This is a genomic window from Rhizobium ruizarguesonis (assembly GCF_012349115.1).
GTDB lineage: Bacteria > Pseudomonadota > Alphaproteobacteria > Rhizobiales > Rhizobiaceae > Rhizobium > Rhizobium ruizarguesonis.
Genome location: NZ_PQIG01000002.1, coordinates 185,776 through 197,135 on the forward strand (window position 1 = coordinate 185,776; position 11,360 = coordinate 197,135).

Annotated in this window: 12 protein-coding genes and 1 other RNA gene; 5 read left to right on the top strand and 8 right to left on the bottom strand. The window is 61.4% G+C overall.

Features of this window, described 5'->3' with window-relative positions; genetic code table 11:
- Positions 1-336 precede the first annotated feature (336 nt).
- The 4 genes from C3Y91_RS02295 to tkt all read right to left on the bottom strand — a co-directional run bounded on the left by C3Y91_RS02295 (position 337) and on the right by tkt (position 4,390).
- The gene (locus C3Y91_RS02295; RefSeq protein WP_024323245.1) at positions 337-516 is read right to left on the bottom strand and encodes a hypothetical protein; all 180 of its coding nucleotides are present in this window, start codon (positions 514-516) and stop codon (positions 337-339) included.
- Between the two features lie 244 nt (positions 517-760).
- On the bottom strand, positions 761-1,075 hold the full coding sequence (locus tag C3Y91_RS02300; RefSeq protein WP_003552580.1) for a hypothetical protein: 315 nt from the start codon (positions 1,073-1,075) through the stop codon (positions 761-763).
- Positions 1,076-1,324: 249 nt separating this feature from the next.
- Positions 1,325-2,335: a type I glyceraldehyde-3-phosphate dehydrogenase gene (gap, locus tag C3Y91_RS02305; RefSeq protein WP_024323244.1), complete on the bottom strand. Its 1,011-nt coding sequence runs from the start codon at positions 2,333-2,335 to the stop codon at positions 1,325-1,327.
- An 81-nt stretch (positions 2,336-2,416) separates the two neighbouring features.
- Entirely contained in the window at positions 2,417-4,390 is a 1,974-nt protein-coding gene (gene tkt, locus C3Y91_RS02310; protein WP_024323243.1) for a transketolase, read from the bottom strand.
- 334 nt (positions 4,391-4,724) lie between these two features.
- Between tkt and C3Y91_RS02315 the strand changes: the two genes are divergently transcribed.
- The 3 genes from C3Y91_RS02315 to ssrS all read left to right on the top strand — a co-directional run bounded on the left by C3Y91_RS02315 (position 4,725) and on the right by ssrS (position 5,621).
- Positions 4,725-5,000, top strand: coding sequence for a DUF4164 domain-containing protein (locus tag C3Y91_RS02315; RefSeq protein ID WP_012758879.1), 276 nt, complete (start codon positions 4,725-4,727; stop codon positions 4,998-5,000).
- Between the two features lie 15 nt (positions 5,001-5,015).
- Positions 5,016-5,393, top strand: coding sequence for a cell division protein ZapA (locus tag C3Y91_RS02320; protein WP_003542783.1), 378 nt, complete (start codon positions 5,016-5,018; stop codon positions 5,391-5,393).
- Positions 5,394-5,462: 69 nt separating this feature from the next.
- A non-coding RNA gene (ssrS, locus tag C3Y91_RS02325) (6S RNA) lies at positions 5,463-5,621 on the top strand.
- An 81-nt stretch (positions 5,622-5,702) separates the two neighbouring features.
- Here the strand turns inward: ssrS and C3Y91_RS02330 are convergent.
- The 4 genes from C3Y91_RS02330 to C3Y91_RS02345 all read right to left on the bottom strand — a co-directional run bounded on the left by C3Y91_RS02330 (position 5,703) and on the right by C3Y91_RS02345 (position 9,462).
- Entirely contained in the window at positions 5,703-7,190 is a 1,488-nt protein-coding gene (locus C3Y91_RS02330) for an esterase-like activity of phytase family protein (protein ID WP_130682458.1), read from the bottom strand.
- A gap of 245 nt (positions 7,191-7,435) precedes the next feature.
- Positions 7,436-8,419, bottom strand: a complete 984-nt coding sequence (locus tag C3Y91_RS02335) for an NAD-dependent epimerase/dehydratase family protein (protein ID WP_130682456.1) — start codon at positions 8,417-8,419, stop codon at positions 7,436-7,438.
- Between the two features lie 97 nt (positions 8,420-8,516).
- Positions 8,517-9,053 carry a helix-turn-helix domain-containing protein gene (locus C3Y91_RS02340; RefSeq protein ID WP_024323242.1) on the bottom strand — a complete coding sequence of 179 codons (537 nt, stop codon included), beginning with the start codon at positions 9,051-9,053 and terminating at the stop codon, positions 8,517-8,519.
- A gap of 76 nt (positions 9,054-9,129) precedes the next feature.
- Entirely contained in the window at positions 9,130-9,462 is a 333-nt protein-coding gene (locus C3Y91_RS02345) for an ArsR/SmtB family transcription factor (RefSeq protein WP_018072893.1), read from the bottom strand.
- A 69-nt stretch (positions 9,463-9,531) separates the two neighbouring features.
- Here C3Y91_RS02345 and C3Y91_RS02350 point away from each other — a divergent pair, with 69 nt between their 5' ends.
- Together C3Y91_RS02350 and gnd are read left to right on the top strand one after the other, a co-directional pair.
- Positions 9,532-10,014, top strand: coding sequence for an SRPBCC domain-containing protein (locus tag C3Y91_RS02350; RefSeq protein WP_018072894.1), 483 nt, complete (start codon positions 9,532-9,534; stop codon positions 10,012-10,014).
- A 135-nt stretch (positions 10,015-10,149) separates the two neighbouring features.
- The gene (gene gnd / locus C3Y91_RS02355) at positions 10,150-11,181 is read left to right on the top strand and encodes a phosphogluconate dehydrogenase (NAD(+)-dependent, decarboxylating) (RefSeq protein ID WP_018072895.1); all 1,032 of its coding nucleotides are present in this window, start codon (positions 10,150-10,152) and stop codon (positions 11,179-11,181) included.
- Positions 11,182-11,360: the final 179 nt, after the last annotated feature.

Genomic DNA, 11,360 nt, shown 5'->3' on the forward strand with positions numbered 1-11,360 from the left:
GCTGAACGGCTGCCGGACGGCCAACCGATACGGAATGCTACGGGAGAAATTCTCTATAAAGAATGTATAGGAAAATCAGGCGAGAGCAGGGCAAAAAAGACAGGCACGGATTTTTCCTGCCGGTATCTGCGAATGGCAACAGAATAAGACACGCTCCCTTTCAAGCGGCCCGTTTGCCTTGTCCGATGAAAGGAAGACTGGATTGCAGGCGCGGATGCGGAAAGCGGGGAAAATGAACGCTGAGATTTTTCGATAGCGGGAGGAAAATGCCAGCCGCCCAGCGAGAGCAGCCGGCTGTAGTTTTGTGCCAGAAGCGGCCGGCCGGCCCTTGCTCTGCTATCCCAACACTGCCTGAAGTATGATGATGGCGAGAAACGAAAGGCCAATGAACGCGGCAACCCAGATGACCAGACGATTAGCCTTTGCCAGCACGGCAGGTCTGACGTCCCGCTTGGGGTGAAACCGTTGCCGCCGTTTGAGGGTGGTGTGGGACAAGCGTTTTTGTGCCTCTACCATTTATCACCTCCACTTGGCTCACTTTAGCTATTGTGCGCTGTGCATTTCCTCAATCTAGCACGCTTGGCCAGCGGATTGCCAACCCGTGATCCATCCTTGCGGCCAGGGAAGTCGTCGATGATGGTTTACCAGGGACGTCTATCGAATTCGAACCCGAGGCAGCCTCAACTGCACCGCCATCCTGTCCTGCGAACGGCGGCGCTTCTATATGACTTCGAAACCGGAAAAAGATGCGGATCGTCGCTCAGTCTTCTGTGTCTTCGCCCTCGTCGGTCAGATCCGCGACCGGGACCAGGAAAACGACGAACTCGTCCTCGATGGTCCGTTCGGGATCGTCGTCGAATTCATAGGCGTGCTCGACTTCGCTTGCTTCCTCGGTGGTCGCCTTGCGCAGGCTCAGGGCCGCTTTGCGGTCCCAAAGCGGCTTGCCTTCGGATTCCAGGACGGTCAGATCGTCGCGAAAGTCTTCCGCCTCGAAGAAATGCGTCGCTTCCTCGTGATTTTCCGAGCGAAAACTGGCAACGGCGCGGCCGGCGATTTCAACGGTAAAGTAATCCATCCATCTCTCTCATTTTCATGCGGGCGACAGCGCTACCGCACGGTATTGGCGTTCCGCACCTGGCCGGTGGCCGATGCGGCGTGAGGAAACTGGGCATTTGGAATGTCCAGGGTGACGTATTCTAGCAGATCTCATCCGGGCAATGGGCGAAAAGATGCCAGTGCGGGAAGGCCGGTTTCGTTTGGAGGCACGGCAACAAAAAGCGGCCCGGTTTCCCGGGCCGCTTGCATGTCGATGCCTCAAGAGCGCTCAGATGAGCTTGGCGAAAGCGACTGCCGTGTCGGACATGCGGCTGGAGAAGCCCCACTCGTTGTCGTACCAGGACAGGACGCGCACGAAGTTGCCTTCCATGACCTTGGTCTGATCGGTTGCGAGGATCGACGAGTGGCTGTCGTGGTTGAAGTCACGGGAGACGAGCGGCTCGTCGGTGTAGCCGAGGATGCCCTTCAGCTTGCCGTTTGCAGCAGCCATGATGGCTTCGTTGATTTCGCCAACGCTGGTCGCCTTCTTGGAGACGAACTTGAAGTCGACGACCGAAACGTTCGGGGTCGGAACGCGGATGGAGGTGCCGTCGAGCTTGCCTTTCAGATGCGGCAGAACGAGGCCGACTGCCTTGGCTGCACCCGTCGAGGTCGGGATCATCGAGAGGGCGGCCGCGCGGGCGCGATACAGGTCCTTGTGCATCGTGTCGAGCGTCGGCTGGTCGCCGGTATAGGAGTGGATGGTCGTCATGAAGCCGTGGTCGATGCCGACGGCGTCGTCGAGAACCTTCACGACTGGCACCAGGCAGTTGGTGGTGCAGGACGCGTTGGAGATGACCAAGTGCTCCTTGGTGAGCTGGTCATGGTTGACGCCGAAGACGACCGTCAGGTCGGCACCATCGGCCGGTGCCGAGACGATGACGCGCTTGGCGCCGGCGGTCAGGTGAGCGGCAGCCTTGTCGCGGGCGGTGAAGATGCCGGTGCATTCCATCGCGATGTCGACACCGAGTTCGCGGTGCGGAAGCGTTGCCGGATCCTTGATCGCCGTGACCTTGATCGGCTTGCCGTTGCCGACGATGATCGTGTCACCCTCGACCTTCACCGTTGCCGGGAAGCGGCCGTGGATCGAGTCGTAGCGCAGCAGGTGGGCGTTGGTTTCAACCGGGCCGAGATCGTTGATGGCGACGACTTCGATGTCGGTGCGGCCGGATTCGACGATGGCGCGAAGGACGTTGCGGCCGATGCGGCCGAAACCGTTGATGGCAACCTTGACTGTCATGTTCATTCACTCCCGATAGAGTAGGGCCCGATAGCGAGGGCCTGGAATTGAGGAGATGGAGAGCGCCTCAAGGCGCCCTCATTAAAGCTTTGCTTCCGCGGCCGCAACGACGGCGTCGGCGGTGATGCCGAAATGCTTGTAAACTTCCTTGACCGGGCCGGAAGCGCCGAAGCTCTTCATGCCGATGAAGGTGCCTTCCGGTCCGATGAACGCATCCCAGCCTTCGCGAACGGCGGCTTCGACGGCGATCTTGACCGGCGAGTTGCCGAGGATTTCCTTGCGATAGGCTTCCGGCTGCTCGAAGAACAGTTCCGTGCAGGGAACCGATACGACGCGGACGGTGACGCCCTTGGCTTCGAGTGCCGTACGGGCTGCAACGGCGATTTCGACTTCGGAGCCGGAGGCGAAGATCGTCACCTTGGCGTCGGCATTGCCGGCGAGCACATAGGCGCCCTGTTCGCAAAGGTTCTTTTCGCTATATTCGGTGCGCGCTGCGAGCAGGTTCTGACGCGTCAGAGCAAGGCCCGAAGGACGGTTGTGCGTCTTGATGGCGATCTGCCAGCATTCCGCCGTTTCCGTAGCGTCGGCCGGACGGAAGACCATCAGGTTCGGGATGGCGCGCAGACCGGCGAGCTGTTCGACCGGCTGGTGCGTCGGGCCGTCTTCGCCGACGCCGATCGAGTCATGCGTCAGGACGTGAATGACGCGGATGCCCATCAGCGAAGCAAGGCGGATCGGCGGACGGCAATAATCCGAGAAGATCAGGAAGCCGCCGCTATAGGGGATGAGGCCGCCATGCAGCGCAATGCCGTTCATGGCAGACGCCATGCCATGCTCGCGGATGCCCCAATGCATATAACGACCGGCGAAATCCGTCGGGGTGATCGAATGCATCTGGCTGGTCTTGGTGTTGTTCGACGGCGTCAGGTCGGCGGAGCCGCCGAGCGTTTCCGGCAGGAAGCCGTTGATGACCTCAAGCGCGTCTTCCGAAGCCTTGCGGGTCGCAACCGTCGGCTTGGTCTCGGCGAGCTTCTTCTTAAATGTGCTGATCGCGGCGTCGAAACCTTCCGGCAGCTCGCCTGCCATGCGGCGGGTGAACTCGGCCTTGGCCGGAGCCTTGGCGAGGCCGTCTTCCCAGGATTTGACGAGGTCAACGGAGCGCGCGCCGGCTGCACGCCAGCTGTCGAGAACGTCCGAGGGGATGACGAAGGCTTCGGCTTCCCAGTTCAGTGCCTTGCGGGTGGCTGCGATTTCTTCGGCGCCGAGCGGGTTGCCGTGGACCTTGTGGGTGCCCTGCTTGTTCGGGGCGCCGAAGCCGATGATCGTCTTGCAGGCGATGAAGGTCGGCCGGTCGGACTTCTGGGCAGCTTCGATCGCGTCGGCGATAGCGGCCTGATCGTGACCGTCGATCTCGATCGTGTTCCAGTGAACCGCCTTGAAGCGGGCGACCTGGTCGGTGGAATCCGACAGCGACACGGCGCCGTCGATGGTGATCGAGTTATTGTCCCAGAACAGGACGAGCTTGTTGAGCTTCAGGTGGCCGGCGAGCGCGATGGCTTCGTGGCTGATGCCCTCCATCAGGCAGCCGTCGCCGCAGATCGCATAGGTGTAGTGATCCTGGAGATCGGAGCCGAACTCCTCGCGCAGCTTGCGTTCGGCAATCGCCATGCCGACGGAATTGGCAATGCCCTGGCCGAGCGGACCGGTCGTCGTTTCGATGCCTGTGGCATGACCGTATTCCGGATGGCCGGCGGTCTTCGAGCCGAGCTGGCGGAACTGCTTCAGATCTTCGATCGTCATGTCCGGATAGCCGGTCAGATACAGCACCGAATAGAGCAGCATCGAACCATGGCCGGCTGACAGCACGAAGCGATCGCGGTTCGGCCAGTGCGGCTTCTTCGGATCGAACTTCAGATATTTGGTGAACAGGACCGTTGCCACGTCGGCCATGCCCATCGGCATGCCCGGGTGGCCCGAGTTCGCCTTTTCAACGGCGTCCATGGCGAGAAAACGGATCGCATTCGCCATCCGGTCGTGTTGTTCGGGAGAGGTCATGGCTTTTCCGCAAGTTCCGGGTGTCGGGGGGATGGCCTCGAGCCTCCAAGACCATCGAGTGAAAGCGGCAGAGACATAGCAGTTGGGACGGGCAAGTCAATAAATGGCAGGCCAAATCCGGGCACGCAGCGGCGATTTTTGACATTTGATCGCGCGATTGTACAAATGACGAATCTGATGTGGCGAGCCTATGTAAAACGCTCATCCACAGGATAGGCCGGTGGGCAAGTGACAGGATTTATTGACGGGCCGTCGGCGAGCTGCATATCCTTTTGAAATCGCAGGATCGGCGCGGCGTGCCGATTCGCGGATCCTGCGCGGGAATCGGAAAGACATGATGCCCACAGGCAAAACCATGGAAGCAGCGCTCAACGAATTGAGACAGGCGATATCGAGCCTCGAAAACGCCGTCGACATGCGCGTCGAGCGGCAGCGCGAGCAGGGCGAGATCGAGGGCGAGGTGCGGCGTGTGCACGCCGACCGTTCCCGGCTGGCGCAGGAGCTCGACCAGGCCGAATTCCGCGCCAACCGGCTGGAAGAGGTCAATCGCGAGGTATCGCGGCGGCTGGTGACGGCCATGGAAACGATCCGCGCGGTTCTGGATCGCTGATAGAAAGAGTTTGGCATGGCGCAGGTGACGGTAACGATCGACGGCAAGGCCTATCGCATGGCCTGCGAGGAGGGGCAGGAGGATCACCTGACCGATCTCGCCACCCGCTTCGACCGCTATGTCGGCCATCTCAAGGATCAGTTCGGGGAAATCGGCGATCTCAGGATCACCGTCATGGCCGGCATCATGATCACGGACGAGATTGCCGAGCTGACGCGCCGCGTCGCCGGGTTGGAGTCCGAGCTCGAGACGCTGCGCGGCAATCGCGATACGGTGCTTGCAGCCACCGCCCGGACCGAGGAAAATCTTGCGGCAGCGCTCAGTGAAGTGTCGAGCCGCATCCGCGGCATCACCGACAAGCTGAACGGCCGGTCCGCCCCCGAACTCAATTGATCTCAATTAAATAGGGGCGGCCTTCCGTCGCCACTGGCGCGCCAGCACAAACGACCTTATATATCGCCATGCGGTCTGCGCCTCTCGACAGGAACCACAATCCCTGGGGCCATACTCGATCCAAAGGGAGCTGTCCCTGGCCAGGCCCGTGGGCCTGGACACACGGCGCCCACCTACGTTTGTAGGCACCCAGGATCGTAAACATCCATCGGTGGTCGTGGATCGCACCGTTTCCTTCCATTTTCAGCGAAGACGCCGGATATGGCGGGCGAACGCGGGTTGCCCGTTCGCCCTTCTTCAGCGCGTCCGTTACTTCTTCAGACCTGGAAGGGTGACCTGGAAGACCTGGAACATGGTGTCGACGTCGGCACCGCCGTCCGCCTTGTAGGCGGCACCCACCTGGAAACCATCCTGCGTCAAGAAGTCGTTGTCATTGGCGACGAACAGGAAGTAGTCGTCCGGCAGGTTCGGGTCGAGAACGCTCGCCAGACCCATGGCTTCCCACTTTTCCGACAGATTGTTCTTGTCGTTCGGCGCGCCGTTGTGCAGGCCGAAGCGGGTGAGATCGGTCTTGTCGTTGAGGTCGATGAAGGGTGTCAGCGTCGCCGGCGTCAGCGAGGGATCGATGACGCCCTTCGGCGCGATCGGCTTGCCGTCATCGAAATCGCTGCCGGCGATGTCGGTCGCGGCGGAAATGTCGACGATGTCGACCTTGCGGTAGAGCGAGGTGTCGCCCTTCAGGCCCTGGCCGTTGCCGCTGTCGCGGGCGAGCATCAGGAAGGTCTTGTCGGACAGGGCGACGATTTCGCTCTCGGCGGCGATCGTCGTCTTGTCCTTGGCGTCCTTGAAGACCGGCAGCGGCACGACATATTCGTGCACCAGTTTCAAGTGATCGGGATCGGCGGCGTCATAGATCATGGCGCGGGTATTCTGGCGGGTCGAGCCGGAATCGCCGCCGTCCTGGCGGGCGGCCGACTGCAGCACAGCGATGATGAACTTGCCATCAGGCGTCATCGCCATGCCTTCGAGACCCTGGTTGTTCTGGCGGCCGGTCTCCGGATCTTTCGGGTCCGGAGCGGAGGCGCCGGAGCCGGGATTGTTGGAGGCAAAGCTCAACGCGCCCTTGCGCATCGGCAAAAGCGCCTTCGGCGGCTGGGTGGCGGAGAGCAGGTGTCCGTCAGCGGCGAAGTGATAGATATAAGGCCCGTATTCGTCGCTGACGAACATGCTGCCGTCGGCCATGCGGATGATGGCTTCATTGTCGAGCGCGATCTTGCCGTTCGTCGCCTGCGGCAGCGCGGGAAAACTACCGGCAGCGGGGCGGACGCCGGATTCCGGGTCGAGACCGGTCATGTCGCCGCCCCTGTCGTCGACGAAGAGTGTGGAATCGACGAGCTTTGCGTCGACGCCTGACTGTTCCTTGCCGACCTCGGGTGCCGCACCCGGAGCGGTCGGCGTCAGGCCGATCGAGATGGTGTTCAGACGTGGCCGGTAATCAACGGTGCCGACGGCGTTGTAACCGCGGTCGGGCAACAGGTAGAGCGTGCCGTTGTAGCCGGCGCCGTCGCGGCTCCAGGCGGCGGGATCGATCGCCATGCCCGAGCCGGAACCGAAGGTCTCGCCGAATTTGTCACGCTGGTTGGCCGGAATGCGGCCGATGCCCACCAAGCCCTTGTTGACGAAGGTGAGGCCGCCGACGGTGGCGGAATTCTCGGCCATTGCGACGACTGGCACGGCGGCGGATGCCGCGAGAACCGCGGCGAACAGCCGCGATGCGTATGGTCTGACATTCTTCATGGAAATACCCTCTCGGTCAAAAGCGCTCTCGAAACGGCTTCCGCCCGCAGGCTGGACCCCGCTTCAAATGACACCCCGGCCTGGATTCGATTTCCCGATGGCACAACACGCCCTGGATTTCGTCGCCCCATATCCCCGGCAGACGGTCTATGACGGGATCGTGATATCTGGATGACACTTCTCAGCGAAAGCGTCATGCTGGAGAGGAAGTCGGGCTTTCGCGTGTCCGCATTCCAGCTGCTGCTCTATCCGACCGGGTAAGGCCCTTCGGCGAAGACCTCATCGTGGTAGCCCTTGGAGCCGACATTCAGCGCCAAAGGGCTTCGCCACTCCCTGTTGTCGCGCAGGCAATCGAGCACGAAACGGAAATCATATCGCGGCTGCCAGCCGAGTTCCCGCCTTGCGCGTTCGTTGACATAGACACGGTCGAGCGAAGGAAACATCTTCCAGCCGCGTGATGCGTAAAGGGCGCCTGCACCCGGGAACAGTCGTTCGACGACGTGAGGCGCGTCGCGCCGGATCGCGGCGAGATCACTTGCCGAAAACGGCGTCGTGGCGGAGATGATGTAGCGGCCAAAGCCGATTGCCGGCGCCTTTTCGAGCGCCAGCAGATGGGCGCTGACCACGTCGCTGATATCGACGCGGCGGTGAAGAAGCTCGTTGGCCTGGGCATTCTCTGCCGAATAGCCGTTACGAATATCAGGATTGTCGTCGTTTTCGGGAAAGAAACGCGACGTCCTGAGAATGACCACCGGCAGGCCGGACTTGCGGGCGAAGAGTTCGCACAAGCCTTCGGCGGCGAGTTTCGTTACGCCGTAGATGTTTTTCGCGACGGGAAGCACGTCCTCAGTCACCCATGCCGCCGGTTCGCCGGCAGCCGGCGTTAATGCCGCACCGAAGGTGCTGGTGGTGCTGGTGAAGACGAAGCTTGCAACGCCTGCTGCGACCGCTTCTTCGAGCAGGTTGAGGGTGCCGGCGATATTGGTGTCGAGGAAATCGTAATTGCCGTGGGTTGCCACATGCGGTTTGTGCAGCGTCGCGGCATGGATGACGTGGCTGATGCCTGACATCGCCTGCCTGATGAAGGCGCGATCACTGATCGAGCCGACCATGTCGGTAAAAGCCGAGGGCTTGATATCGATGCCGCGCACCCAGCGGCTTTCCGCCCTCAAGGTCCGCATCAGCGCTTCGCCGAGATGGCCGGCGCTTCCCGTCACCAGTATCGTCATCACATCGTCTCCTGACCGTTCGGCGGCGGACGCTATAAAGACTAAGGTTTTCAGACAACGCATAAATTATGCATGGGCGTGCAGGAAAGCTTGAGGCTCAGCCGATGGTCGTAACAAGGCGGCCAGTGCTGCCGTCGGAAAGCATGATCCGTTCCCAGGTCACGCGGCCGGCGGCGATCGGCAGCAGCGCATTGCCGTTCGCGCCGGTATCGAGGGTCAACGACGAGAGCCTGCCCTCATGCCAGCCGCGCTCCTCCAGCGACTGCTCGGCCGCGGCGATTTCGGCGGATGCATAAGAGAATAGGGAGCGGCCGAGAAAGGCGCCGAGCGGCGCCCGCCACTCTGCCTGCCTCGGGCGGGAGGCGGAGAGCAGCCGGTGGGTGCGGTCGCAGATCAGATGCACCGGCCGGACGGAATCCTCGACCAGCCGTTTCAGCGCCGTATCGACTGCTGCATATTGCGGTGAGGCGAAAATCCGTTCCAGCTTGGCGGCCTGTTCGCCCGACAGGGCGAGCTGATCGCGCTCCCAGCGTGAGACCGTCGCCTGGTTGACGCCGAGGAGTTCGGCGAGATGTTCCTGCTTCATGCTGCGCAGCAGCCGCCTGCGGCGTATGCCGGCGCCCGATATCGTCATCTGCCTGATCCCGTGCCGTTTTGGCCAGCATAAGGCTTGGGCTGGCCGGCAAGCAAGCTGTTGGGCGGCCGGATCATTATTCGGGCTGGCCCTCGAGGTCGTCTTTCAGCCGGTCGAGAATCGACAGGGAATGTCCGGCATAGGTGCTGATCCAGCGGTCATAGATGTGTTTGATCGGCAGGCTGTTCAGGTGGTTCCAGCGCTCGCGGCCTTCCTTCCTGGCGATGACCAGGTCAGCCTCTTCCAGCACCTTCAGATGCTGCATCACCGTACAGCGATCCATCTGCGGAAACGTCTCGCAAAGGGTCCCCGTGGTTCGGGGGCCATCCTTGAGCAGATCGAGGATTTCGCGGCGGCGATGATGCGCCAGCGCCTTGAAAACGGGGTCGTCGGTTGATTCGCTTGACATGTTATATTTTTATAACATAATGGCGCCAAGGACAATGGAACAGACACACTGGAGAAGAGGAGAAGTGTCATGTCTCTCGGAATCCGCATTTCCGGCCGTGTCGGCCGCCCCGTTGCAGAGGTGTTCGATGCCGTCGTCAACCCGAAGAAGCTCAGCAGCTATTTCACCACGATCGGTGGGGCGAGCGCGCCGCTCGTGAAGGGCACGACGGTCACCTGGTGGAAGGATGCGCCAGTCGAGGTCGTCGAACTCGTGCCGGAAAGCCGCATCGTGCTTCGCTGGGATGGCGGCACTGGCGAAGACGAGGCAAGATACAAGACGCTGGTCGAGATGAACTTCAAGCCGCTGGAGGATGGCGGGACGCTGGTGACGATCGCCGAGACCGGCTGGCGCGAAGACGATGCTGGCCGGCGCGGCACCTATCTCAATTGCGAAGGCTGGACGCAGATGCTCTGCTGCATGAAGGCTTTCGTTGAATATGGCATCAATCTGCGCGAGGGCATGTTCCTCAGCGAAATGAAGGGTGAGCCGGCCAGCGCGCCGGACATTTGACGATACGTCGATCTCAGCGAGATCGGCGGTGCAATCGTCGCATTCGCCGATATCACCGAGACTTTGCTTGCCTGTCACACTGCGGGTGCTAATTTCCGGATTCGATACTTCACTTCGGTTTCCAGGAGATTCATTATGCAGCTTGGCATGGTTGGTTTGGGCCGCATGGGCAATTATATGGTCCAGCGCTTGATGCGGGGCGGTCACGAATGCGTCGTTTACGACGCCAGGCCGGAAAGCGTTGCCGAGCTCGCCGGCCTCGGCGCGACCGGCAGTGCTTCGCTTGCGGAATTCGTCTCGAAGCTGACCCATCCGCGCGCGATCTGGCTGATGCTGCCGGCGGCGATCGTCGACAAGGTGCTGGCGAGCCTGATGCCGCTGCTTGAGAATGGCGATATCGTCATCGACGGCGGTAACTCCTACTACCACGACGATATCCGCCGCGGCGCCGAACTCATCACCAAAGGTATCCATTATGTCGATGTCGGCACCAGCGGCGGCGTCTTCGGCCTCGAGCGCGGCTATTGCCTGATGATCGGCGGCGAGAAGGGCATCGTCGAGCACCTTTCTCCCGTCTTCGCAACGCTGGCACCCGGCGTCGGCAAGACGGAAGCCTCGCCGAACCGGAGCGCCGAAGCGGCTGCTGCCAGCACCGCGGAGCAGGGTTACCTGCATTGCGGCCCGCATGGCGCCGGTCATTTCGTCAAAATGGTGCATAACGGCATCGAATACGGCCTGATGGCCGCCTATGCCGAAGGTATCAATATTCTGAAACACGCCAATATCGGCGCCGCCTCGCATGAGGCCGATGCGGAAACCGCGCCGCTCGCTCATCCGGAACATTTCCAATATGACTTCAACCTGCAGGATGTCGCCGAAGTGTGGCGCCGCGGCAGCGTCATCACCTCCTGGTTGCTCGACCTCACGGCCGATGCGCTGCATGCCGATCCCGCACTTTCGAAATATGCCGGCCGCGTCTCGGACAGCGGCGAAGGCCGCTGGACGATCATGGCGGCAATCGACGAAAGCGTGCCGACGCCGGTGCTGAGCGCTGCACTCTACGGCCGCTTCTCCTCGCGCGATAACGACGAATTCGCCAACAAGGTGCTGTCGGCGATGCGCGCGGGCTTCGGCGGCCACGTGGAAAAACCGGTCGCGAAATCCTGAAGGCAAGCGACTTCACTCACGGTTCCGGCAAATCCGTCATCCTGAAATGGCGAGCGCGGCGTTTCGTTTCGAGGAGGCGGCGACGTTGACCTTTCCTAGAGCCTTTCCTGGTCAGATTGCAGCATTCTGCCGGAGCAGGTTTGCGTCAGGGCAGAGGCGATTGGCGAAGGGCATACCTC